This window comes from Arenibacter catalasegens (assembly GCF_002909235.1).
Lineage (GTDB): Bacteria > Bacteroidota > Bacteroidia > Flavobacteriales > Flavobacteriaceae > Arenibacter > Arenibacter catalasegens.
This window is the reverse complement of sequence record NZ_PHQQ01000025.1, coordinates 1-25,817: the sequence shown is the minus strand read 5'-3', so window position 1 is coordinate 25,817 and position 25,817 is coordinate 1. Positions and strand designations below refer to the sequence as shown.

28 protein-coding genes are annotated in these 25,817 nt (G+C 37.2%); 19 read left to right on the top strand and 9 right to left on the bottom strand.

Features of this window, described 5'->3' with window-relative positions; translation table 11 throughout:
- Nucleotide 1: 1 nt before the first annotated feature.
- Nucleotides 2-643: a WG repeat-containing protein gene (locus tag CWD90_RS17615; RefSeq protein ID WP_103477389.1), complete on the bottom strand. Its 642-nt coding sequence runs from the start codon at nt 641-643 to the stop codon at nt 2-4.
- Between the two features lie 378 nt (nt 644-1,021).
- On the opposite strand from CWD90_RS17615, the gene CWD90_RS17610 reads away from it, so the two are divergent.
- Complete coding sequence (locus CWD90_RS17610; RefSeq protein WP_103477388.1) at nt 1,022-1,846, top strand: universal stress protein; 825 nt, start codon at nt 1,022-1,024, stop codon at nt 1,844-1,846.
- Between the two features lie 34 nt (nt 1,847-1,880).
- On the opposite strand, the gene CWD90_RS17605 is transcribed toward CWD90_RS17610, so the two are convergent.
- Entirely contained in the window at nt 1,881-2,276 is a 396-nt protein-coding gene (locus CWD90_RS17605) for a hypothetical protein (protein ID WP_103477387.1), read from the bottom strand.
- A 102-nt stretch (nt 2,277-2,378) separates the two neighbouring features.
- On the opposite strand from CWD90_RS17605, the gene CWD90_RS17600 reads away from it, so the two are divergent.
- The 8 genes from CWD90_RS17600 to CWD90_RS17565 all read left to right on the top strand — a co-directional run bounded on the left by CWD90_RS17600 (nt 2,379) and on the right by CWD90_RS17565 (nt 10,414).
- Nucleotides 2,379-3,890, top strand: coding sequence for a sensor histidine kinase (locus CWD90_RS17600; protein ID WP_103477386.1), 1,512 nt, complete (start codon nt 2,379-2,381; stop codon nt 3,888-3,890).
- A gap of 7 nt (nt 3,891-3,897) precedes the next feature.
- Nucleotides 3,898-4,950 (top strand): response regulator, encoded by a 1,053-nt coding sequence (locus tag CWD90_RS17595; protein WP_103477385.1) that lies wholly within the window; start codon nt 3,898-3,900, stop codon nt 4,948-4,950.
- 104 nt (nt 4,951-5,054) lie between these two features.
- Nucleotides 5,055-5,891 carry a universal stress protein gene (locus CWD90_RS17590; protein ID WP_103477384.1) on the top strand — a complete coding sequence of 279 codons (837 nt, stop codon included), beginning with the start codon at nt 5,055-5,057 and terminating at the stop codon, nt 5,889-5,891.
- 95 nt (nt 5,892-5,986) lie between these two features.
- On the top strand, nt 5,987-6,832 hold the full coding sequence (locus tag CWD90_RS17585; RefSeq protein WP_103477383.1) for a universal stress protein: 846 nt from the start codon (nt 5,987-5,989) through the stop codon (nt 6,830-6,832).
- Between the two features lie 17 nt (nt 6,833-6,849).
- Nucleotides 6,850-7,719 carry a universal stress protein gene (locus CWD90_RS17580; RefSeq protein ID WP_103477382.1) on the top strand — a complete coding sequence of 290 codons (870 nt, stop codon included), beginning with the start codon at nt 6,850-6,852 and terminating at the stop codon, nt 7,717-7,719.
- Complete coding sequence (locus CWD90_RS17575; RefSeq protein ID WP_103477381.1) at nt 7,716-8,573, top strand: universal stress protein; 858 nt, start codon at nt 7,716-7,718, stop codon at nt 8,571-8,573. The genes CWD90_RS17580 and CWD90_RS17575 overlap by 4 nt, the downstream gene beginning before the upstream one ends.
- 29 nt (nt 8,574-8,602) lie before the next feature.
- A complete protein-coding gene (locus CWD90_RS17570) occupies nt 8,603-9,463 on the top strand; it encodes a universal stress protein (protein ID WP_103477380.1) in 861 nt (286 codons plus the stop codon).
- A gap of 111 nt (nt 9,464-9,574) precedes the next feature.
- Nucleotides 9,575-10,414: a universal stress protein gene (locus CWD90_RS17565; RefSeq protein WP_103477379.1), complete on the top strand. Its 840-nt coding sequence runs from the start codon at nt 9,575-9,577 to the stop codon at nt 10,412-10,414.
- A 24-nt stretch (nt 10,415-10,438) separates the two neighbouring features.
- Here the strand turns inward: CWD90_RS17565 and trxA are convergent, their stop codons facing one another.
- Nucleotides 10,439-10,738, bottom strand: a complete 300-nt coding sequence (trxA, locus tag CWD90_RS17560) for a thioredoxin (RefSeq protein WP_103477378.1) — start codon at nt 10,736-10,738, stop codon at nt 10,439-10,441.
- 117 nt (nt 10,739-10,855) lie between these two features.
- On the opposite strand from trxA, the gene CWD90_RS17555 reads away from it, so the two are divergent.
- The 10 genes from CWD90_RS17555 to CWD90_RS17510 all read left to right on the top strand — a co-directional run bounded on the left by CWD90_RS17555 (nt 10,856) and on the right by CWD90_RS17510 (nt 19,370).
- Complete coding sequence (locus tag CWD90_RS17555) at nt 10,856-11,695, top strand: universal stress protein (protein WP_103477377.1); 840 nt, start codon at nt 10,856-10,858, stop codon at nt 11,693-11,695.
- A 6-nt stretch (nt 11,696-11,701) separates the two neighbouring features.
- Entirely contained in the window at nt 11,702-12,550 is an 849-nt protein-coding gene (locus tag CWD90_RS17550) for a universal stress protein (RefSeq protein WP_103477376.1), read from the top strand.
- A gap of 66 nt (nt 12,551-12,616) precedes the next feature.
- Nucleotides 12,617-13,462, top strand: coding sequence for a universal stress protein (locus CWD90_RS17545; protein ID WP_103477375.1), 846 nt, complete (start codon nt 12,617-12,619; stop codon nt 13,460-13,462).
- 12 nt (nt 13,463-13,474) lie between these two features.
- Nucleotides 13,475-13,888 (top strand): hypothetical protein, encoded by a 414-nt coding sequence (locus CWD90_RS17540; RefSeq protein WP_103477374.1) that lies wholly within the window; start codon nt 13,475-13,477, stop codon nt 13,886-13,888.
- A 70-nt stretch (nt 13,889-13,958) separates the two neighbouring features.
- Entirely contained in the window at nt 13,959-14,858 is a 900-nt protein-coding gene (locus tag CWD90_RS17535) for a mechanosensitive ion channel family protein (protein ID WP_103477373.1), read from the top strand.
- Between the two features lies 1 nt (nt 14,859).
- A complete protein-coding gene (locus CWD90_RS17530; RefSeq protein ID WP_103477372.1) occupies nt 14,860-15,705 on the top strand; it encodes a restriction endonuclease in 846 nt (281 codons plus the stop codon).
- Between the two features lie 3 nt (nt 15,706-15,708).
- Nucleotides 15,709-17,079 (top strand): MBL fold metallo-hydrolase RNA specificity domain-containing protein, encoded by a 1,371-nt coding sequence (locus CWD90_RS17525; protein WP_103477371.1) that lies wholly within the window; start codon nt 15,709-15,711, stop codon nt 17,077-17,079.
- Nucleotides 17,080-17,164: 85 nt separating this feature from the next.
- The gene (locus tag CWD90_RS17520) at nt 17,165-17,569 is read left to right on the top strand and encodes a hypothetical protein (protein WP_103477370.1); all 405 of its coding nucleotides are present in this window, start codon (nt 17,165-17,167) and stop codon (nt 17,567-17,569) included.
- Nucleotides 17,570-17,725: 156 nt separating this feature from the next.
- On the top strand, nt 17,726-18,382 hold the full coding sequence (locus CWD90_RS17515; protein WP_103477369.1) for a hypothetical protein: 657 nt from the start codon (nt 17,726-17,728) through the stop codon (nt 18,380-18,382).
- Nucleotides 18,363-19,370 carry a 2-hydroxyacid dehydrogenase gene (locus tag CWD90_RS17510; RefSeq protein WP_103477368.1) on the top strand — a complete coding sequence of 336 codons (1,008 nt, stop codon included), beginning with the start codon at nt 18,363-18,365 and terminating at the stop codon, nt 19,368-19,370. Before CWD90_RS17515 ends, CWD90_RS17510 begins: the two co-directional genes overlap by 20 nt.
- Here CWD90_RS17510 and cls read toward each other — a convergent pair.
- From cls to CWD90_RS17480, 6 genes are all read right to left on the bottom strand, one after another.
- Nucleotides 19,365-20,777, bottom strand: coding sequence for a cardiolipin synthase (gene cls, locus CWD90_RS17505; protein ID WP_103477367.1), 1,413 nt, complete (start codon nt 20,775-20,777; stop codon nt 19,365-19,367). The genes CWD90_RS17510 and cls overlap by 6 nt on opposite strands.
- Nucleotides 20,778-21,112: 335 nt before the next feature.
- On the bottom strand, nt 21,113-21,697 hold the full coding sequence (locus tag CWD90_RS17500; protein ID WP_103477366.1) for a YceI family protein: 585 nt from the start codon (nt 21,695-21,697) through the stop codon (nt 21,113-21,115).
- Between the two features lie 115 nt (nt 21,698-21,812).
- Complete coding sequence (locus CWD90_RS17495) at nt 21,813-23,081, bottom strand: hypothetical protein (RefSeq protein ID WP_103477365.1); 1,269 nt, start codon at nt 23,079-23,081, stop codon at nt 21,813-21,815.
- A gap of 26 nt (nt 23,082-23,107) precedes the next feature.
- The gene (locus CWD90_RS17490) at nt 23,108-23,692 is read right to left on the bottom strand and encodes a YceI family protein (protein WP_239986555.1); all 585 of its coding nucleotides are present in this window, start codon (nt 23,690-23,692) and stop codon (nt 23,108-23,110) included.
- Nucleotides 23,693-24,263: 571 nt separating this feature from the next.
- Nucleotides 24,264-24,824 (bottom strand): hypothetical protein, encoded by a 561-nt coding sequence (locus CWD90_RS17485; protein WP_103477363.1) that lies wholly within the window; start codon nt 24,822-24,824, stop codon nt 24,264-24,266.
- Between the two features lie 302 nt (nt 24,825-25,126).
- A complete protein-coding gene (locus CWD90_RS17480) occupies nt 25,127-25,672 on the bottom strand; it encodes a porin family protein (protein ID WP_103477362.1) in 546 nt (181 codons plus the stop codon).
- Between the last annotated feature and the right edge of the window lie 145 nt (nt 25,673-25,817).

The following is a 25,817-nucleotide window of genomic DNA, read 5'->3' as shown; positions in this document are numbered from 1 at the left end:
TTTATTTATTTAATGTTATTTTTCTAATTTCCCAACCTTGGTCCTTGGTATAGACGGCAACTAGGCCATCCGAAAGCTTTTTTACCCCGATTGCAGGCATCTGATATCTTTTTTTGGTCATTTGGATATTGTCCCTTTTATTGAAATATTCAACCATTTCCCCTGAGGTGTCCATCATGACATCGTGAAATTTGAACTCGTAGATCTTAAGACTGAATTCATTTTCGCCCTTCAAGGACTTCTCAAAAAGAACGCCAGTGGTATAACCATCTTTAAAGGGATAAACATTTAGTAGCTGGGGCTCAACCACCACATTTCCTTTGGCATCTATAAACCCAAAAACTGGAACACCCTCCTCTACCTCTTTGGTTATAAGACACCTACCCTCATTGAACATAGGATATCGTACCCCAGAAATATCTTTTTTAGAGGTGTCCGCATCCTTGTTCCAATAAATATCGCTTCGGAAATTAATAACCATTGTGCCCTCTTCATTAATAAATCCCCATTGATTACCTTGTCTAATAGCGGCCAAGCCCTCGCTAAAGGGAGCTATTTCATCAATGTTTTTAATAGTTTGGGAATAAAATACGTTGGGAAGCATAAGCATTACGAATAATGCCGTAATAATATATTTTTTCATGACTTTGAATTTTAGTGTCCTCTAAAGTAGGCTACAGAATATCATTATAAAATGACCGATGTCAGTAACCCATAATTAATCAGCATTATTAATTCCAAAAAAAATGTTCCCTTGTGAGGAAGGGAATTTTTAAATAGCTATTTGGAATGAAGCTTTCCTTGCTATTATAGATTCTTAAAGAAATCCGAATTAAAATCCATGTCGAATGACCAATATCATGTCAGGTGTTTTTGATACTCTTTACTTTTGTTCCTAATACTTAAATGGGAACAAGGCACTGTAATCCAAGTCTTATAGAGCCATTAATGCCTTTAATAATAGATGGCAAAGACCGTACAAAGCGACCATGTATTATAGTAAATAATAAAGACTCCTAAGATGAAGCACCTATTGGTTCCTGTAGATTTTTCAAAACATTCCGCGAATGCGCTAGAGGTTGCCGCCAGTATAGCAAGACAGCAGAATGCCAAGATTACCGCAATTCATATGATGGGCATTTCGGAGGCGGTTATAGCCGAGGAGGAATTTTTAGGGTACGAGGAAGCCAAATACTTCATGGGACTGGCCAAAAAAAGATTTAAAAGTTTCTTGGACAAGCCTTATTTAAAGGATATTACAATACATAAAATAGTGCAAAACTATAAGGTATTTAGTGAACTTAACAATGTTGTCAAGGAACAAAATATAGATCTAATCGTAATGGGCTCCCATGGTAGTACTGGTTTCAACGAGATTTTCATAGGATCCAATACCGAAAAGGTAGTACGCACTTCCGATGTCCCCGTTTTGATAATAAAGCAGCAAAATTCCAATTTTGTTATAAAGAACATACTATTTGGCTGTAGTTTTTCTGAGGATACGGTATTGGCCTATAGGAATGTTAAGTCACTAGCGCATAAATTTTCCTCAAAACTTAAATTGGTATACATCAATACCCCCTTTGAGGATTTCTTAAGTACCCCTGAAGCCGAGAAACGTATAGCAGATTTTATGTCGAAGACCCAGGAGACCAACTATAAAGTGGAAATTTACAATGATCATAGTGTGGAAAGCGGTTTACTGAATTTCACTAAGACAGAAAAATTTGATATAATGGCCCTACCTACGCATGGCAGAAAAGGTATTGACCATTTCTTGCTCGGAAGTATTGGTGAGGATATTGCCAACCACACTAGATTACCAGTATTGACATTTAAGATCTGATTACGTATTGGAATATTGGACTAGGTGCGCCGTATTATTGCTTTAATAAAAGTTCCAGTTTTCCCAACACTACCAATTCGGCTTTATTTTTTTCTGAAAAACTATTGGCAATTGCATTGGCCGTATCCATAATCAAGACTTTAATAAATGGGGTGAAAATAGTAGCATTCTCCTTATAAAACTCCCTGAATTCCTCAAAACACTCATTCCCGTCCTTATCATTAGCCATTAGCCAATCGAACACCGATTCTATCTGAAAGGTGGCATCTGTACCGAATTCATCCTCAAGTTCATCCACATCTAGCCAAAATTGGCGAATAAAAGCTCTTAATTTAACTATCTCATTTCTATGGACCCGGGAGTCTGCCATAGCTACCGAATAGAACAATTTTCCCAAGTTTTCATAGAACGTCTTAGCTGTTTTCATCATATTTTATATTTTAATTTGTGCCTGAATCCATTGATTAAATTTAGAAAACGACCTATTTAAGTTCTATGACAATTATCAGTTTTAAAATTTTATCTTTGGCTAATGCATTCCTTCCAAAAAAACAGCGAAATATTCAATCTCCTTGCCGAAGGTGTATCTGAAGGTATTATAGTTGTCAATACCGAACAATTAATTGTTGCCACCAATTCCTCTACCGATCGGATGTTTGGATACAATAAGGGAGAACTTTTAGGAAAACCCTTGGATACCTTAATACCGCAGAGGTATCATCATAACCATGGTCAACATGTAGATCAGTTTATTGAAAAAAGTCAACGGAGGCAAATGGGCCAAGGAAGGGACTTACATGGGGTCCACAAGAATGGAGAGGAATTTCCTGTGGAAGCTGGACTTAATCCTTTTAAACTTTATGATGAAACCTATGTAATGGCCCTGATTATTGATATTACGGAACGTAAGATCAAGGAAAAGGAACTTAGCCATTGGGCCAGGATATTTGATGAGTCACTTAACGAGATTTATGTGTTCGATGCAATTTCCTTACATTTTTCGAATGTCAATAAAGAGGCGCAGCGAAATATGGGCTATGATCTCAAAGAGTTTAAAACCATGACTCCATTGGATATTAAACCCCATATGGATACAGCACAATTTCAGCGACTAATAGAGCCATTATTGAAAGGGGAATTGGATAAGGTTAAATTTGAAACTGACCACCAACGGCAAGATGGCTCAGTTTATCCAGTAGAGGTACACCTTCAATTATCCATTCTTGGTGAAAGACAAGTTTTTGTTGCTATTATACTTGATATAACAGAACGAAAAAATTATACGGAAAAACTGGAAAAAACGGTGCAGGAACGTACCAAACAACTTACAGATGCCCTAGCAAAGGAGAAAGAACTGAACGAATTGAAAACACGTTTCCTTTCCTTGGTTTCCCATGAATTTAAGACCCCATTAAGCAGCATTCTTACCTCTATAACTTTGTTGGCAAAATACACTGAGGGAAACCAGCAGGAAAAACGTGACAAGCACGTAGATACTATAAAGAACAAAGTACGGTATCTGGATACCATCCTAACCGATTTTCTTTCAGTAGAACGTTTAGATTCAGGAAAGATAAATTACAAAATAGAAATTTTTCCGCTGAGTAAAATAATAAACGAAGTGGTTTATGGCGCCAATATGCTACTTAAGTCGGGACAAAAAATTTCGTATCCAGAAAACATCGACGACATTTTCATCGATTTTGATGAAAAAACCTTGGAATTAGCCTTGTCCAACCTAATCCACAACGCAATTAAATACTCTCCAGAAGATTCAACCATAGACCTGGTTGTGAGTAATGGTGCCGGTAATATTCTAATACAGGTCATTGATCATGGTATTGGGATTCCTGCTGAAGACCAAAAACATATTTTCAATCGTTATTTTAGAGCCGAAAATGCCTTATTGAACCAAGGTACAGGCATAGGCCTTAACATAGCCAAACAACATTTGGAGAATCTAGGAGCCACTATTCAATTTACCAGTGAAGAAAATAAAGGGTCCAATTTCACGATAATTATCCCACTTGAACACAAAACTTAAGAAAACAATGAAGACTATTTTATTGATCGAGGACGATAGGGCATTACGCGAAAACACAGAAGAGCTTTTGGAACTTTCTGGTTATTCGGTAACATCGGCCCCAAACGGAAAAATTGGTATTCAAATGGCCAAAGAAAAATTACCAGATATTGTGGTATGTGACATAATGATGCCAGAGGTAGATGGTTATGGAGTATTAAAAGATCTGTCTTCTGATGAAAAGACCAAACATATTCCGTTTATATTCCTATCTGCCAAAACAGAACACAAAGAGATACGAAAGGGAATGGATCTGGGTGCGGACGACTATCTAACCAAACCTTTTGAAGAAGAGGATTTAATAAGTGCCATTGAGAGTCGAATGGCGAAAGTGGAACTATTGAGGCGTACCTCGCAAGAAGGATTATTAAATCTACAAGCCTCAGAAAATCCCATACGCACCTTAAACGAGCTAAAGAACTTTTTTGACGACAACGGTGAGCCTGCAACTTTTACACAGGGCAGTACTATATACCAAGAGGGTTCATACTGCCATAAAATTTACCTTATCCTAAGGGGAGTGGTTAAATCCCATTCCATGGATGAGGATGGTAAGGAACTGATTACGTCCTTATATAGAGCAGATGATTTCTTGGGATTCACCTCTTTTATAGACAATATTCCATATCAGGAATCGGCTACGGCCATTGAAGAGGTAGAAGTTGCCGGAATATCAAAAGAAAGTTTAAAACAGGTTTTAGAGAATAACCATAATATCTCCTTTGAACTAATGGAACTTCTTTCAGGGAATATAAAGGATATTAAACAGCAATTGTTGCAAATGGCCTATAGTTCTGTACGAAAGAAAACGGCACAGACCTTATTGCAATTTGCAGAAGTCATGAATACTAAAACAGAAGACCCTATCAAAATTTCCCGTAACGACCTAGCCAGTGTGGCGGGTATTGCCACGGAAAGCCTTATACGAACCCTCTCCGGCTTTAAAAAAGAGGGTTTGATCGAGATTGAAGGCCGAAATATACGTATCAAGGAATTAAAGGCCCTTCAATTTATTAATTAGAATTGATTTGGATTCTTAAAGTATCTTTTCCCATAAAATGACCAATGTCATATTTCAATTATAGCTATAGCTCTAATTTTGTAGAAATGTAGTTAATTGAATGAATGAAAAACATATTGCTTCCCACAGATTATTCCAACAATTCATGGAACGCCATGGAATATGCCGTAAAGCTATTCAGAGACGTCCCATGTAATTTCTACATACTCCATGTGGACCCTTTAATCCAATCGGACTTAATGCACAATTCGTTTGCTATCTCTACCAATACTTTAGATATAACCCTTGAAGATAATCTAACATATACCCACAGACTTATCCAGACAATTAGTAGGAACAAAGCACATCATTTTATTACCCTACATGATTACGGAAACCTAATCGATATAATTCGAAAGACCGTATTGGACAAAAAAGTTGACCTAATAGTTATGGGAACCAAAGGGGCTTCTGGGATTAAAGGTGCCATAGTAGGTAGCAATACTGGAAATGCCATAACCAAAGTACCCTGTAATCTCTTGGTGATACCGGAAAAAGCCGAGCCGGCTATCCCTGAAAATATTGCCTTTCCCACAGATTATAATATTTTCTATTCGCACTCTATTTTGGAAGCCATGACAAAAATACTTCGTATCTCTAAAGCCCGATTAAATGTTGTAAATGTCTCTAAGCCCAAGGTAAAATTAAATACTGCTCAAATTCAGAACATGATTTATTTACAGGACTATTTGCTTGAAGTACATGAGAAATCGCATACTATGCATCAGCTTAAAGATGAAAGTGTCAAAAGCGCCATTGCGGGTTTTGTAACCAGCGAGAATATCGATATGGTTATCATGGTGGCCAAAAATCTAAATTTTCTACAACAATTACTATTGGACACTGCCATAAAAAAAATTAGTTTTCAAACTAGTGTTCCGTTGCTGGTATTACACGAGTAACCTATCACCAACACCTTCATTGCGAGCTACTGATAAATGTCATAGATTTTATAGGACACTACCAATAACTTTGGTAGGAATCCAAAAGAAAACCTATGAAAACCATTTTGATTCCTACAGATTTTTCCAGCAGTGCCAAGCATGCTATTGATTATGCCTTAAATCTATATAAATGTGAACGGGCCAATTTCTACTTTTTACATGCTTATGCCGACGAAGTTTATGGCCCCTATAAGACCAATGGGGAATCCACTTTTGAACATCAAAAGGAAACTCTTAAAAATAATATAGATAAATCCCTGCAAGACCTAACCCAAAACCTGGCTGCAAGGGAGCATAATCCAAAACACACCTATAAAACACTATCCGTATTTGACACTCTAGTTGATGCGGTAAACGATTGGGTCAATAAAATAAATGTGGACCTCGTGATTATGGGCACCAAAGGGCAAACCGACAGCAAAAAAATTACTTTCGGTAGCCATACCGTACAAGTTTTTAAATATGTGCAATGCCCTGTATTGGCTGTTCCTTTGGATTGCAAGTTTCATCAACCAAAGAAAATACTATTTCCAACAGATTATATGCTGCCCTACAAGCGTCGGGAATTAAAGTTATTGGACACCTTGGCGTCCGAATTTAAATCGAAAATACACTGCCTATACATTTCAGACTTTGAAGATTTAAGCCCAAGACAAATAGACAACCAGCGCTTTTTAAGGGAAACTTTGGCAAACGCCTTATTATATTTTGAAAGATGTCCTACCACAAACAAGGCAGAGGCCATCATGGATTTCATCAACAAAAACGATATGCACCTCTTGGTCATGGTGAACTCCCGACATTCTTTCCTAGAGGACATGCTTTATAGATCTACAGTAGACGAAATTGGACTACGGTTAAAACTTCCTTTTTTAGTATTGCAGAATCTGCCTAGATAAACCATAATGACCCAAAGATGATAAAAATTTTATTGCCTACCGATTTTTCCGATAATGCCCGTAATGCCATAGACTATACACTCAACTATTTTAAAGATGAAAAGTGTCTTTTCTATATTTTACACACCTTTACCCCTACTTTTTATAGGGTAGATTATATGATGGGCGGTCCTGTAAATAGTGCCATCCCTGATAAGGACGTTGAATTGGCACAAGAAGGTCTGGAAAAAACGCTCACAGATATAAAAAATAACTATCCCAATAAAAACCATCAGTTCAAAACGCTATCCTCCTTTAATATTTTGACCGATGAGATTCAAGAAGTCACCGGACGAGAAGGAATAGACCTGATTGCCATGGGAACCCAAGGAGCAACTGGAGCCAAAGAAATCTTTTTAGGAACCCGTACCGTCCATGTCATTAGAAAAGCGAGTATACCAGTGTTGGCCATCCCCTGCGGTTATACCTTTAAAGCCATCCATACCATAGTTTTTCCAACGGATTATGGTACACCCTATAACATGCAGGTATTGGGCTTCATCGCAAATATGTCCAAGTTGTTAAAGGCAAAATTGATCGTGTTGAATGTAAAAGACGATTTTGTGTTGAATGAGCATCAACAGGCAAATAAAAAAGCGCTGGATGTGTTTCTTAAACCAGTGAATCATTGCTTTGAGCAGGTTAAGGGCGAAATAATGCCCAATGCCCTCCATCTATATGTAGAGAAACATAGGGTTGGTCTTTTGGCCATAATGAATCGTAAGCATTCATTTTTAGAACGATTAATTACCAGATCTACGGTAGACGCTATTGGATACCACTCGAGGATTCCTTTTTTGGTAATACCTGATACTGGCATAAGTCTCCCTCAAAAAGATAAAACATGAAAAAGATCTTGTTGCCCACCGATTTTTCCGATAATGCATGGAATGCCATTTTTACGGCCTTAAAACTCTATGCCCATGTGAAGTGCAAATTTCTCATATTTCATGCTTATGAACCAAGTGCCTTGAATAAACTAGGACAGAAAAGTCAACAAAGATTAGGAGTCATTTACGACTCCTTGGAAAAGTATTCAGTACAGGAACTAGATAAGATACTGGACTACCTTAATATAAATCACAACAACCCAAACCATACTTTTCAAAGGATTTCCAAGTTGGGCACCTTAGAGGAATCCATTAAGGAATTGGTGTCTGCTGGAGACGTAGACCTTATTGTTATGGGTACCCAAGGCGCTACCGGTGCCAAAGAATTCTTTTTAGGGAGCAATACAGTGAAAGTCCTTAAACAAATAAAAAATAATTCCATATTAGTGGTGCCCAAGGACTATAACTTTCAAGAATTAAAGTCTTTAGTATTTCCAACGGATTACAGCAGATTGTACCAAAAGTTTGAACTACTACCTATGACTGAATTTGCAAAACTTTGGAAATCCGCAATAAAAGTGATCCACGTGGCCGTTGAGTTTAGACTCAGTGATGTACAGAAAACAAACATCAAAATTTTAGAAGAGCGTCTAAGTGGAACGGAATATTCCTTTCACCAGGTAATTTTTGAGGCTAACATAGCCCAGAGTGTAGAGCAGTATGTAACAGAAACACGGGCAGACCTATTGACCATGTCCAGGTATAAACATAGTTTTTGGGAAAGAATTATCGGTGAGCCAGTAATTAAAAAAATTGCATTTCATTCCAAGGTGCCCGTATTGTTCCTTCCGCAACAATCCCTGCCAATATAGCCTAAATGTTATTTTAAATTTATAGAAAGATGAAAGCAAAACATATTCTACTACCTACAGACTTTTCGGCCAATGCACGTAATGCCATAGATTATGCCATTTTCCTCTTTGAAAAGGAGGAATGCGTTTTCCACATTTTACATGCCTTTGAAGTAGGTGCATCCAGTCTGAGCAGCACCATGGGAAAAGCAAAGGACACACGTCTATTTAGGGCAATAAAGGAGGAATCCGAAAGAGACATAAAATCAATAATAAGCCAATTGGAATCGTCCAATAAAAATAGCCTGCACACCTTTGATGGATTAAGTATTGCTGATCCCCTAGTAAACGCTATCGGTAAAACCACTGTCAATAAAGGAATACAATACATTTTTATGGGAACCAAAGGCTCTTCGGCCTTGAAAGAAGTTTTTATGGGCAGCAGCACGGTTAAGGTGATACAAAATATCGACTTCTGCCCTATCATCGCCGTACCTGAAAATTACAATCTTGACCTTCCCGATGAGATAGCCTTTGCCACAAATTTTGAACATATCTACAGTGAGGTAGAATTGATACCACTCATAAGTTTGGCTAAATTATGGAACTCCAAGATTGCCATTGTTCATATAAATACGGGGAAGGAATTATTGGCACATCAAAAAACAGCTAAGGATCTTATATCGGAAAGATTTCGTGGAATTAAATACAGTTTTGAAGAGATTAATGGGTATTCCAATATTTCTGGCGCCATAAATAGCTATGCCCGTGATCACAAAAATATAGGTATGATCGCCATGGTCAATTATTGGCATAGTTTTTTTGAAAAGCTTATCAAGGAAAATGTTATCAAGAGGGTGGCCTTTAACACGGAAGTTCCGTTTTTAATCTTCCCTCTGATAGCATCCTAGATCCGGAATAGCATTTTACACCAAATTAGACCAACATGATATTTGTCATTTGGAAACAGTTGCAGAGCCTCTACTTTTAATCATTGGAATTGAATTAATAATAAAACTATCATGAAAAATATATTAATACCCACGGACTTTTCTGACAACGCCTGGAACGCCATAAAATACGGAACGGCAATGTACCATAAAACCAGATGCACTTTTCATATCGTTCATGTTAATCCCATTTCCTACAATTCCGGTGGTGAAGCTGCTATGTATATAACACCAGAATTACTGGAAGAAACTCTATTAAAGGAAAGTCAAGAAAAATTGGACCATTTAATTAAGGATATTGAACGTTTGCCTCTTAACACCAAACATACCTTTCATACCTCTGCACGGTATGGTTTTTTCACAGATCACATAAAACAAATAGTTAATGAAAAAAATATCGACTTGATTATCATGGGAACCAAAGGAGCTACTGGCCTTAAAGCTGTTTCCTTGGGAAGCAATACTGGCAATGTACTCACCAAGGTAAGATGTGCGGTCCTGGCCGTCCCAGAAAATGCCGAGTACAATTCCCCAAGGGAAATAGGATTTCCTACAGATTTCCAATTAAACTATGATATAAAAGTCTTAGACCAAATAAAGGAACTTACCGTTATGCATAAATCAGCGTTACGGTTCTTATATGTTGCCCAAAAAGGAGAAGACCTTAGCGAGATACAGATGAAAAATCAAGAATTTTTGAAAAACTATTTCAGGGAAACCGAGCACTCCTTTTATACCCTTACCGAAAAAAAATTGGATGATGCCGTACAAGCTTTTGTAGAAAGCAGGGACTTAGACATGCTTGTGATGGTTGCGAAAAATTTAAACTTCCTAGAGCGAATTCTCTTTAAACCTGCGGTAGAAAAAATTAGTTACCACACCAAGATTCCATTTCTAATAGTACACGAGTAAACGTTGCACAAGGAATACCTTGAATTAACTATGCTGCTTAATAACATTTACGATGTCGTTCTTTTGTAGCACGCCAGACTCCCGCCATACCTGTTTTCCATTTATAAATAGAAGCATAGTGGGTACTCCTCTTACTTGATAGGTGCTGGCTAGAGTTTGGTTTTTGTCCACATCAATTTTCACAATTTTTATAGCGTTGCCCATTTCGTCCTTGACCTGTTTCAGAATTGGTGCCAACATTTTACATGGGCCACACCAATCGGCGTGAAAATCGACTAAAACTGGCGTTTCTGAGTTGATGATATTACTAAAACTATTCTTCATAATTTAATTTATTGACAAGTAAAATTACCAAAACAAAGAGAAACTCGAACTGACCAATATCATGGTTTACGATAATCTTCTGATTTAGCTTTACAAAACTAAAGAATAAATAATATTATGAAACGGATTTTGCTGCCCACCGATTTTTCCAATAACTCCTTTAAGGCTATAGATTACGCTTTGCAAAGTTTCAAAAATAAAGAATGTACTTTTTACCTCATGCATACCTATTTACCCCCAGTGTACAACGCCGAATATTTAATTGGAAGCCCTGGACTAATAGGCCTGGGCGATGTAATGCAGGAAACATCTATGACGCAACTGGAAAAACTAAAAAATCGTCTGCAGAAGGAATATAATAATTCCAAGCATAGTTTTATCGTACATACAGCCTTTAATACCCTCTTGAACGAGGTTATGGAAACCGTTGAATCCGAAGGCATCGGTCTAGTGGTTATGGGCACTAAAGGAGCCACCGGAGCGGAGGAAATTTTTTTTGGGACAAATACCGTACATGTACTAAAAAAAGCCAATTGTCCCGTTCTCGTTATACCCCCTAATTTTGAGTACGAGAAACCATTGGAAATATTATTCCCAACAGATTTTGAAATAGGATACAATAAGGAATTGTTAGCGCCTCTTTTAGACATCTCAGAGGAGCATGGGTCCCAAATTAATGTACTGCATGTATCCACAGGATATGAGCTGACTGCAGATCAAGAAAAACAAAAGAATGGACTTCAAAAGATTTTAGCAAAAAAGGCGCTGTTCCACGATGTGCCCAGCAATGACATTATAAATGCCATCAATGACTTCCAAGCCAAAGAAAAAATTAATCTTTTGGTCATGGTCCAGAACAAACATACTTTTTTCGAGCGACTTTTTATTGAACCCGTTATTAAAAAAATTGGTTTTCATGTCACCATACCTTTTATGGTTATTCCACAATTAAAATAATAGAGAATGAAAAATATACTAGTTGCGACCGATTTTTCTAACAATGCCTATTGCGCCCTGTTCTATGCATCAAAACTTTTAGCATCCCAGTCCTGTACATTTTACATTTTGAACACCTATTCGGAGCTTACCATTTCTTCAGATAAAACGTTTCCGGTCTTGGGGATTAAAAAATATTTGAAACAACTGGAATTGGAATCCCAGGAAAAGATTACACATATTAAGCACAAAGTAGTCTTGGACAACGAAAACCCCCTACACACCTTTAAAACTATTTCCCTAAAAGGAGACTTGGTCGATATCATAGAGCAAAAGGTCAAAGAACTCAATATTGACCTGATAACCATGGGGAATAAAGGGCTAACAGATACTGCCGACATATTTTTTGGGAGCAATACCATAAAGGTGGCCGATAATCTAAAGGAATGCCCATTGTTGGCCATTCCTGGGGAAATGGATTTCCACCCACCAAAGGAAATCGCCTTTGTGACCGACTTGAGAAAGAATTGTGACCAAAAAACACTTGCCCCGCTGCTTTACATTGCGTCCTTATCCCAAGCATCCATTAGGGTTGTGCACGTTCATGAACAACATATTTTGAACAAGACCCAGGAGGAGAACAGAAAAAATTTGGAGAAAGTTCTAAGTACCTTAGGACATTCCTTCCAATGGATAAAGAACTATGACGATAAGGCCAAGGTATTAGATGTTTTTTTGGAAAAACTAAAAGTAGATATGTACGCCATGGTGCACGAAAAACGGAACCTTTTTGAAAAACTCACCCGTGAACCCATAGTGAAAGACTTAAGCATGTATTCCGATATTCCATTTTTAATCCTTCCCCCACTAGAATGACAATTGTCATAGTAACTGTGGGTGTAGCATATTATATTTAGTTAGGCAATCTAAAATAAACTCGTTATGGACAAAAGAATATTAATTCCTACCGATTTCTCTAAAAACGCGATCAATGCTACGCGCTATGCCTTGGATCTTTATGCAAAGCTCAACTGCGAATTCTACTTTTTAAACATTTTCCATCTGGATAATTACACCACCAATACCTTGACCATGCCAGAGCCGGGAAGTGCGGAATATGAAACGGCCAAAGATGAATCAGAGGAAGGGTTCGCTAAATTATTAAACATGTTGGCGCTTCACCACGACAACCCCAAACATACCTATCACACTATTTCAACTTTCAATTTTCTGTCGGAGGCTATTAAACAGACCATAACCAACAAAGAGATAGATCTAGTCATCATGGGTACCCAAGGAGCCACACGTACCAAAGGGGTTATTTTTGGAAGTAATACGGTAAATGCCATGGAGAAAATTAAGGAATGCCCGGTAATGGCTATTCCGGAAGATGTGCGTTTTTCAAGTCCGAAGGAAATTGTCTTTCCCACTAATTATAAATCCTCATTTAAGCATAAGGAACTAAATTATTTGATTGAAATAGCGAAAATGCACAATTCGGCTATACGTGTGCTTCACTTCAAAAAGGAAATTGCACTAGACGAAGATCAAGAGACTAATAAACAGCTCTTAAATGATATTCTGGGAATTGTTGACCATAGCTTCCATACCCTATCGGGTAAGGGTGTGGCTAGCGGATTAACTTCCTTTGTGGAAAGTAGAAACAGCGATATGATCGCGTTCATCAACAAGAAACATTTCCTTTTTAACAGTATATTTTCTAAGCCATTGGTCAAAGCAATTGGCTATGATGCTACAGTTCCTATTTTGGCTTTAAACGAATCTTAAAAACAATGTATTATGAAAAATATTGGAATTTGGTTAGATAGGGAAAAAGCCCATATCGTCCGTTTGGATAATAATGAAGAAAACTTGGAAACCATTTTTTCTGAAGTCGAGTTTTTTAATCGCAAGGGTACATCGGGACCTAGGGTCAAATCTGGGGTTACCCAGGACGTTAGGCATGAACGCACCTATTTGGAAAGGGAAAAAGCACAACTTAAAACGTATTTCAAAAAACTTGCAGATACCATAGGTAATGCGGATGCCATCGCGCTTTTTGGCCCAGGGGATACCAATGAAAAGTTTAGAAAAGAATTATTGGAACACCATAAAGGGCTGGCGGATAAATTAAAAGCAGTCACCAAAGCGGACAGCATGACAGAAAACCAGACCAAAGCCTTGGTTAGGGACTTTTTTGCCCAAAATAAATAGTTGGTTATCATTAATTCAAAGACCGCCAAAACAAATTTTGTTTTGGCGGTCTTAATAAAATCATTTACTCATGAGTAGTCCCCTGGACTTCATTAGCGACCCAGTTATATTACGGTTTGTAAAGCTTTTAATATGGATACTGGCCATTGTGCTTTTAATAGGCATTTTTCGCAGGATTCTAAAAAAAAGAATAGAAAATGTCTCTGTTAGATATAAGGCTCAGAAAGGAGTGGAAATTATTGGTTACATCCTAATAGCCATACTAGTTTTAATGGCATTTACAGTTGAGAACCTTAAAGACTACACCATTATTATTGGTTTGTTTACAGCAGGAATAACTTTCACCTTACAGGAATTGATATTAAGTATTGCGGGATCGTTTTATATTTTTTTTGTCCGGGTCTATAAACCTGGAGACCGTATTGAAATCAACGGAATTAAAGGAGATGTAATTGATATAGATAGCATCTATACTACGCTAATGGAAATAGGTGAATGGGTCAGTAGTGACAATTATTCGGGCAGGATCGTTAAAATCAGTAACGCCTTTGTTTTTAAGGGCCCAATTAAGAATTACTCCATGGACTTTCCCTTTGTTTGGGATGAACTGAATATACTTATAACCTATGATTCGGATGTTGCTCTGGCCAAGAAACTGATTCTTGAAAAAGCTACGGAACTCCTATCGGATTATACCAAAAATTCCTTGGCAAAATGGGAGGAAATGGTGGAGCGATATTATATAGAAAATGCCAAACTAGCCCCTACCTTGGCCATTAGCCCAACTGACAACTGGATAGCCATAAATTTAAGGTATATCACAGATTATAAATTAAGACGGGTTACAAAGCATGAATTATTTGAGCAAATAGTGCTAGAACTTATCGCCACAGATGGTAAGGTAACGCTTGCCTCAAGCACCCTACAGCTTCTAAAAATACCAGAAATGGATATTCATCTAAAACAATGATATGGAAAAAGAATTGGACATTGAAATTCTAAAATCCTCTGGAGAACGAGCTAAGTTTTCCCTAGATAAACTTCGAAATTCCCTTAAACGAAGCGGTGCCGACCTTAATGTAGTAGAACAAATTGTTGGCCAGGTAAAAGAGGAACTTTATGAAGGCATCTCCACTAATGAAATATACAATAGGGCCTATGCCCTTTTGAAAAAGAACAAATCCATTTTTGCCTCAAAATACAAACTTAAAAAAGCCTTATACGAATTGGGACCTACAGGGTTTCCTTTTGAACGTTTTGTGGCAGCCATCTTGGAATATTCGGGTTACACGACACGTGTAGATGAAATAATGAACGGCATCTGCGTTACCCATGAAATTGACGTAATTGCTGAAAAAAATGGAACAGTCACTGTCATCGAATGTAAATTCCATTCAGAAGAGGGTCGCAATTGCAATGTTAAAATCCCCCTCTATATCCACTCCAGATATAATGATGTAAAAGCGCATTGGGCCACCAAGAAAAATGAAAAAAGGAAACTTGATAATGGTTGGTTAGTAACCAATACCCGTTTTACTGGAGACGCCATTGCCTATGGCAAATGCGCGGGCTTGTATCTTTTAAGTTGGGACCTCCCTTTAAAGGACGGACTTAAGGACCGCATTGATCGATTAGGGCTATATCCCATTACGGTCTCCGCCCTACTTACTAATAGGGAAAAACAGTTTCTGTTGAGTAGGGATATTGTGCTATGCAGACAATTATGGAAGGATAAATTCTATTTGGATCATTTAGGCATCTCCCAATCCAGAAAGGAAAAAATTCTGGATGAAATTAAACAACTCTGTAATCACTAGATTATGAATACTATCAAAATACATTTCTTAGGGGCTTCCGGAACCGTAACTGGCTCCAAATTCTATTTGGAAACACCGGATTTGAATATTATGATCGATTGTGGAATGTTCCAAGGTGTAAAGGAGCTTCGGCAACAAAACTGGATTCCCTTATCTATAGATGTAAGTAAAATAGATTTGGTCCTATTGACCCATGGTCATCTGGACCATACCGGATATTTACCAAGATTGGTAAAAGAAGGGTTTAGAGGGAAGATATTAGGAACTGCACCTACCTTGGAGGTTACAAGGATTATTTTATTGGACAGTGCCAAGATTCATGAAGAAGAAGCTGAAAAAGCCAATAAAGAGGACTATAGCAAGCATAAGCCCGCATTGCCATTTTACACAATAAAAGAAGCGGAGCGTACCGTTGATTTGTTTAAATCCACAGACAAGGACCAATGGATTTCCCTATCGGAAGACATTCGCTTCAAATACAGGTTTAACGGCCATATTATTGGTGCTTGCTTTATAGAGTTGGAAATCTTCGGAAAATTATTCGTTTTTTCTGGTGATATTGGTAGACTTAAGGACAATCTATTAGAGGTGCCGGAACGCCCAAAATGGGCCGATTATCTATTTATGGAAAGCACCTATGGTAATAAATTACATCCTAAGGAAGATGTGGAAAGTATACTAAGTAACCTCATTAAAACAACTGTTCAAGAAAGAGGAAATCTCATCATCCCGTCCTTTGCCGTGGAGCGGCTGCAATCTATTATGTACTTACTTTGGCAGATGTACAAAAAAAACAAAATTCCCAATATTCCCATTTTTATTGATAGCCCTATGGGCAATAATGTTTTATCTGTTTTTGAACAATTTCCTAATTGGCATAAGCTACCAATGAACGAGTACCATGCCATGTGCAACCATTTCAACATCATAACATCCTATGCCGACACTTGGAAGACCATTGATGACCCAAGACCTAAAATTGTTATTGCCGGTAGTGGGATGGTTACAGGCGGTAGGGTACTCACCTATTTAAAACAGTTGATCGATGTATCTTCAACATCGGTCTTGTTGGTTGGTTTTCAGGCAGAAGGAACCCGTGGCCGGCAACTATTGGAAGGTGCCCATGAACTTAAGTTTTTCGGCAAATACTATCCCGTCAAGGCAAAAATCCATCATTTGGAAAGTCTATCGGCCCACGCCGATCAAAGCGAATTAATGCATTGGTTGAAGGACATAGAAAATATTCCTGAAACTGTATTCCTTATTCATGGCGAACCTACTTCATTGGATGCCTTTAGAGTTAAAATTAAGGATTTTTATGGATGGAGGGTACACCTGCCAAAATTAAACGAAGTACAAGAAATAATGATATAAAAGGAGATGACAAATCTCATTGCTTACTTTTTTCATAGTAGCTAACTTTACTCAAAAGCCAGCGTAAATAAAAATTAAAATAATAATGGATAAAGAGGAACAATTGGCCCAATTACATTGGAGAATCCAGCAATGGAAATCACACCTTCAGTTTATGGAAGATGAAATTTTATTTATAACCCGGTTATTACAATCCAGTGCTTTTAAGACCAACACCCCTAACCTGTTTGAACGGATTCAAAACTATGGGACCCGCATTGAGAGCCTGAATATAAGAAGTCAAGAGATAAAAACCGCTATATCCATCCACGAAAACGATTTGGGAGGCGATTGGGACCGTACCACCCCTACTCTTGGTTCAGACGATAACAAAAGAAGTGATAAATTGCAGGCCGAAGTGGACGAGTGCCTCGAACATTTTCAAAATCTTAAATCAGAAATCTTCAATTATGCCGGAGGCATCTTAAAAACGCGCAGCTCGGAAGGGTAATAATGATCTAACTGACCAACGTCATATTTTTTCTTCACCACATCGGTTATCTTCACCACCATTCCATATATTAATTAATAATTAAAAGCGTATTAATAATTATTACCTGGTTCTCTTGGAAAATAATACATCTATTATTCCAATAAAAATTACATTATGAAAAAAGCATTTATTTTACTCGCAATACTTCTAACAGGCTGCACCTCTACAAGTTTGGTAGAAAATTGGAAAAACCCCGATATTGTACTTTTCCATGCCAATAAAGTTTTGATTGTAGGCATGGCCCAAAACCCTGAAGCCAGGGTAGATTTCGAGACAAACCTACAGAATGAGTTTAGCAAAAGGAATGTTGAAGCCATGCGTAGTCTTGATGTTTTTGACGTCTCCTTTACCGATTCAAGAAAAACGGAAAAAGAACTTGACGATGTGGAACAAAGTTTACTGGACAAAGATTTTGATGCCATACTTTTTACTAAAATTACCGGTTCGGAGGACAGGCAGAGTTTTTTAAAATCCATTTCCAGATGGAATAATTACCAAGGCAGATTCAATGATGATTATCTAAACAACCAAGACATTTATTATGATCAGGGATACTATGATAAATTTACCGTCTACCACGCTGAAACCACTTTATATTGCATCTGCGAGGGCAAGGAGAGATCAATGATTTGGAGAGGTAGTATAGATATCGCAGATCCCAAAAACATCCAAAAAACGATTAAAGATTACATAAAGCTTGTTGTATTGGCCATGGAAGACCAAGATTTAATTTTCATGAAAGAAGAAAAAAATGAAATTACTGGTCTATAGTGCTAAAAATTTTGAAATCCCTTTTTTAATTAGCGCCAATAAGAATGCTCACAAGGTATCCTATACCGCAGATGCCCTAGACTCTGAAACTGCAATCCAAGCAGTTGGTCATAAGGCAATTTCCATATTCTCAGGAGATGATGCCTCGTCACTTACTCTAGAAAAATTATGGGATTTGGGTGTGCGTTATATTACTTTGCGTTCGGCCGGGCATAACAACGTGCATCTAAAAACGGCAAAAAAATACGGATTTAAGGTTGCCAATGTGCCTGATTATTCCCCCCACTCCATTGCCGAACATGCCGTAGCACTATTACAAGCACTTAATCGAAAGATAATATGGGCCGATAGGCAGGTACATTCCTATAATTTTCTGCAAAACAATCTTATGGGATTCAATTTAAACGGAAAGACCGTAGGTATCATCGGAACAGGCAGAATTGGCAGTATTATGGCCAAGATAATGCATGGTTTTGGGTGTGAAATTTTGGCCAACGATATTAAACCGGATTACAGACTGGTTCAATTATACGATCTTACCTACACTTCATTGGAGAACTTATGCGAAAAATCGGATATTATTAGCCTTCATATTCCGCTTACCCAAGAAAATCATTTAATGATGGATAAACAAAAACTGGATCTCATGAAAGCAGAGGTTATTCTGATCAACACGGCACGGGGAGCTCTAGTAGAAACCAAGGAATTAATCATCGCTTTAGAGAACAATAAAATCGGGGGATACTGTACGGATGTATATGAAAAGGAAAAGGGGACCTTCTTTAGGGACAATTCCGTTACAGGGATCAAAGATGAACAATTAAAAACATTATTGTCATTACCCAATGTATTACTTACACCGCATCAAGGTTTCATAACCAAGGAAGCTTTGACCAATATAGCCGAGGTTACTTTTGAGAATCTTAATAGTTGGGAAGCAGGCAAAGTATGTAAAAACGAATTAGGTCTTGAGATTATCAGTTCATAACAAAGGACTAAAAACCTTACCAAAACCTTCCTTTAGTTTTTCTCCCCAAGGTCTTTGAAGGTATTCTTCATAGGTGAGCATCTTACTAAGTTTAGCGTCTTTTAGAAAATCGTCTTTCAACAATTTCGCAAATGGCTCATCATAAACAATGGCATTCACTTCATAGTTCTGTTCAAAGCTCCTATCATCCAAATTGGCTGTACCTATAGTAGTAATGGCATCATCGCTTACCATAATCTTACTGTGTAAAAATCCGTCAGGAAATAAATAGATCTTTATACCCGATTTAAGCATAAGCTCAAAATAAGACCGTACACTCCAGCTTACTATTTTGTTATCGGCATTCTCAGAAACCATCAATCGTATATCCACACCTCCCAATGCAGCAGTCTGTAAGGCCTGCATAATGGCATGTCCGGGAATAACATAAGGATTCGTAATAAAAAGGTAATCTTTCGCCTTATTTATAATTGTAAAATAAGTCTGTTCCAAGGATGGAAAATCATCATCTGGACCCCCGGATACAATCTGGACCAGTTTTCCTACATTTTGCCCATCGGTATCCAAATGTAGATCCAAGGGTAGTAATGATATGGTCTTTTGGCAAACCAGGTACCAGTCCATTGCAAATACAAAATCCAAATGACTTGCTGCCGTACCTTCGAGCCTCAAATGCATGTCGTGCCAATTGCCCAATTCTACATCTCCTTTCAGGTATTTGTCCGATACATTTATTCCTCCTGTAAACGCCACTATGCCATCTACTACTATGATCTTGCGATGGTTTCGATAATTTAAGGATGAAAAAAAACGCCCGAACTTAAAAGGGAGAAATGGATAAACCGCTACCCCAACCGCCATCAATTTCTTTAAATAGGCCTTGCTCAAGGAAAAGCTACCCACACCATCATAAATCATTCTAACCTCTACCCCTTGTGCAATTTTACGTTCAAAGAGAAGTAGTAACCGATTTGTAAGTTCTCCTTCCTCAAAAATATAATATTGAAGATGTATACGGTATTGGGCATTTTCCAAAGCTTCGAAAATAGATTCGAAGGTTGTTTTTCCATCTTTTAACAATCCAAGTTCATTGTATTCCGTGGGAGGAAAATGTGAATTACGGTAAACCAAGGTCATTAGTTTACGGTACTTCCCGCTCATAGATGCAGTATGTTGCATTAAGGGTTCTGGCAAGTTTAGGAACGCCTTCTTTTTTAATTTCAACAGCTTATTCTTTCTGCGGTTTCTTCCCAGAAGAAGATATAAAAACATACCACCAACAGGAATAGTGAAAATGGCCAAAAGCCAAGCCAGACTTTTAGAGGGTTTGGCACCATGCAAAAGGATACTTATAATGATGGATATGGCGATTAATAAATAAAGACTAAAAAAAATTACTGTCCACATGCTCACTTTTTAGTTGACAATTTTAGGATAAGACCAATTATCAAAGTTCGGCAATCGTGGTGGATTAACAATGATATATATCAGTTACCCGACGGCACGAAGGTATTTGTTCCATTCCAACCAATTTGATAATAATTACATAACCCTCAAAACATTAAAACTTTGTTTTGAGGGTTAACTTATGTAGACTTTTGAGGGTTAACTTTTGCAGTCCTCACCAATGGTTATAAAAGTTGTAAATACATATCTGAGAAATGGGAATAAAAGTGACTCCATTGGAACATGGAACTTATCTATACATTTTTTTTCTTTGGGCGATTAGTAGATAAAGTATTCTAGTTCATTTGTAATACCAAATCAAAATTAATAGTAATGGAGTCATGGACCACAATAAGGCCTAAAGCTTTTGTTGGTGCTTTGAGTTTAAAGTCGCCCAAACTTATTTTTAATGCACCTGAAACACATGTAGTTTTATTTTCGTCCATGGATACTGGAATTTTGTAGGTATTGGTTTTTCCCGCAATCTTAATTTCTACTCCCGCGTTTAATGATGAATCTTGTAGTATGTTCCCATCAATTTCCTTTAGTTTTAACAATATCTGCGGGTAATCTCCAGATTGTAAAAGTTCGTTGAAATCCCTATTTATTCCTCTACTACCACAGTCAAAACCCATGTTGTTCAATACCAAAGCAGCCTTTTTAAAAATATATTTCCCACCAATATTCTCATAATGAACAGGAATAGATTCCTTTATTCTATCAATGTCAAAAGCACAACTAAAGGAATTTATATTGGTAGTCCCCGAAATCGTCAAGCTACTTTCAGGTGCAATAGTAACTACCGAATCGTTAACAGGGGAGTCCTTGAAATTAAAAGCAAGTAATAAAAAAATTGTAGTAAAGCCCAATACTTTTTTCATTATCTGTATTTAGGAGTTTGTCATTTGCTTTTTAAAGTTTGCCCGAGCCATATTACACTCTTGTGCCCGGGCAAACTATAATATCATTTAAGTCTTAGGATAGACTCTATAATACTTAGAAACTAATTACCGCTTCTAGCATCAATCCTTTAAATTCGCCGTCATTTAAGATACTTGTTGTTGGGAAATCATCATACTGTTGGTTTACATATTCTACTTTGGCGAGGATATTTTTCGTCATAAACCATCCTGCTCCCAATTGAAATCTTGAGATATCAATGTCATCCCCAGTGCTTTCCTCCGCATTTACCATATTATACCTACCTCCCAAATATAAATTTTCATCTTTCCCAAATCTGTAGATCAATTCCCCGGCGTATTGAGTTGCCGTTCTGTTGGAAGTTTCAATATCGGCTTTTCCACTTGTATGCTCAAAAGTTCCGAAAAACTCCAATCCCCTATATTTTACAAATGGATTGATCATAACGGCTGTTACTTGGTTCCTCATGTTAGGATTATACCTTCCTGACCTGAAATTACCGCTGGTGGAAGCAGTTTCATCTTCCATAACAAAATAGTACCTAGATCCAGCACGGTCTGCACTGTACAAATATGAATTTGGCACATAACCTGTGGTATAAACAGACCCCATGATCCGATATCTTAAATCGTCATTGGCTTGTTTGTCGTATCCCAATTTTGCCAAGAAGGAGGCACCACCAGTTGATCCGTCGGTTTTGTTGACCGCCTGATTTAATTTACCATTTGCAATACCTAACATACTTATAAATCCATTTTTACGGAAATATACTTCCCCTCCTACCTCTGTGGTAAAGGCATCCATGATCAAGTTACCTACAAAAGGATTGTACATGGCCTGGGCATTATCTGTTCTCCTAAAATGAGCGTCCCCATAGTTATTCTCCATATGCCCAATCTTAATAGTTACATACTGCATAACATTTTCCATAAATCCTTCACGGATAAAATCCAGCTTGTCTATTTGGAAGTACCCTCCCTTAACATAAGGTTCAGGATGGTGTCTTGAGGACAAATATGTTCTCAAGTGCATTCTTATCCCATCATACAAAGCAACATCAAGATCTAAGTTAGCGGTAGCCAAATTAAAATTATAACCGATATCCTTAAGGACTACAGCCCCTGAATTGCTATGATCTACGGCCTGATATTGCAGGGTGGATGACCCTCCTATTCTTACTTTCACCCCATCGAAAACAGAAACTGTATCCTTTGGTGCTTCAAATACATTGATCCCACTTTTATCGGGTTGTCTGAAATTATCCAGTTTACGGTCCTGTGCATTTAGACCTATTCCTGTTACTACTAGTGTTGCACAAATTACATTTTTAAGAAATGATGTCATATTCGTATATTTAATTGATAATAATTCTATTTAGTTAAGACTGTATTAAATTTTATAGTGATGTCGTCACCTGTGGTTATAGTTCCCAGTAATGCTTTGGGCGGGTCAATTTTGTAATCGGTCATTTTTAATTTCTTTACTCCCGTAAGGGTTACCTTATTGCCTGTCAATGTCATTTCCAAATCCAGGGAAATAGCTTTTTTTACGCCGGAAATTGTCAGGTCTCCAAGAGCATTTACTTTGAATTTCCCGTTACCGTTGGGTTTTACTTCTTTAACTTCTACCAGTTGGAAGACAATTTTTTTATGTGTCTTGGTCTTTAATGCCTTGTAGGTGTTTTTGTCCATAGAAGACTTTCCGCTTTTTAAGCTTTCAGAATCTACCTCTAGACTTAGCTGTTCCAATTCCCCGGTCTCAGTATTTTTAAATATCAAGACTCCCGACTGGTTTTCTGCATTTATTTCCCAATCGTGTAAACTTGAAGTACCTAGTACTAATAAGGACGATTCCCCATTTAATACATAGTACTTTTGAGCCGTAAGGCTGTTGCTAAAAAGTAAAAACACAAATAAAACCCCTGTTACGATTCTGCTCAAATTGAATCTCATCATAATATTATTCTTTAGTATTGTGATGCAAAACTCCTGATATATAAAGGAGGCTAATATGAGAATTATCATCTTTTAGAAAATAGGACTATTAACGTCTTTCCTAAATTTTTATACTATTTTGGGATGTCTACTAGATTATTTAACTTAAAACCTTGTGCTCCAGAACCTTTATATGAGCAATTGTAATTAAGGAAGATTTCGTTTGTTTTTAAAATGGAAGGTTTCGCCTGTTTTTATTAGGAAAAAATTAACAAATATCGACTTGAGAAGTAGTTGGTCCATTCCCAAATGAAGAGCTTGTTATAAAATAATAAACCCTCAAAACATTAAAACTTTGTTTTGAGGGTTAACTTATGTAGACTTTACTTTCTATTTCCTCTAATTTTTAGAACTCAGTTGAGCCCCATAAAAAAGGCTATTTTCTGATTACAGAGAAATATTTACAGTGTTTTCTGCCTCCAATTTCGACTTGGAAGGTCTTCACTCCTGTTATTATAAAATTTTTTTTACTAGAAAATTTAAATTAATTGGCCACTTTAATCAGTAAAGCCATAGCCTAAATTCATTTCCATTAGTGACTCAAGGAGTTGACGAGCTTTCCTGTAAAGGCAGTCGGCCCTTGTACCAATTGTCCAATCCATTTAAAAAGTCCACCTCGATTAAAAGGTACAAAATCAAATCGGAGAATAGCTTCCGGCGACTCATCCCCTTTTATGATAAGTTCGTCCGCAATCTCAAAATCCAGGAATTTGATTCCGTCCACACGTTCTTCCAAGCGATCGCTATATATAATACGGTTACCGGATTTACCAAGATAAAATCGGATTGCAACATAAGTACCTGGCTCCAAAGTAAGCACACTTTTAGATTTTAGAAAAAGACCGGTATGCATCCCTTTAATGGGTATTGAAGCCTGACCAGGGAAGTCACTAATGAAATGCTCTTGCCCCTTATTATCTATGGCAGAAAACCTATTAATGTTCAAATACATTTCCGTCACTTTCATATCCGTGGAATAGGAATTGCGCAATACCAAATCCTTTATACATTTTCCTTCGTAGTCCAATTGGTACCTGTCGGATATATGAGGAACCACTTGCCAAGTCTTGGGATAAAAATTCATATTTTTCATAACGAAGTATTTTAAATAATACACGTACAAAATTATAGAGAGGTATCTATTATTAAAACAAGTAGATTTTCCAATTTATGTACTATTTTATCCTTAGAATAAAAATGAATCTTATAGAAATGTTAATATCGAGTACAATTAAGTTAATTCATTCTTGTTTGCGGTTAAATAATTCCTACATCTAATCATAATGGAATTAAGTTGCTAGTGCCTTTAAATAATTTAAGTATACCTCATAGTTCAAAACAAATATGATACTTTCATCTTAAAGTTTCGATAAACATAGAGTGGTAATGAGCCATTTAAAAAGTAATATTTACAAACGGTAGTATAGGGCTGGTATAAACACTTTCATCTTTCTTATAAAGTAGATTATATTTTGCTCCTACAGATATTTTTTCATTAATATTCCAACCTAAGCCAACAAACAAGGCTGAGTCCCAATAATTATCAGTGATTTTTCCAGTGTCGGTTTCTGTTTTGGTGGACACTTTTAATTCTGCAAATTCCAATAAAGTAGTCAATTGTTTAATAGGCCTATACTGGGTTATTACATTGGCCCCAAATGTGGTTGTATTCTGTAAATCCTTAATAGCGGAATAACTCCCTTGGATTCCACCACCAAGACTCACTTTATTGCTTACAGCATATATTAAATTGGGAGCTAAGCTAATATTGGTGCCCCCAACAAAACTTAGTCCAAATCCAAAGCCAAATTTCAATCTATTTTCCGTTTTGGAGGTACTATCCACTACCGCAATTTCTGTAGTTTGCGAAAATGCATTTTGACTAGATACGCACACTCCAATAGTTATGGCGATTGTCAAGAATAATTTGTTAAATTTCATAATGGTTCTTTTAATGGTTGGTGGCCGTTGCAGAAGTGCTCTACGTATAAGATATTGACCCTAGTAGGTTGTTTTTACGGAGCCATTCGGAGAACCGGCCTTGGTTGGATTTGCCGGATAAAAATGGTCAGGAAGCCTTGGAATG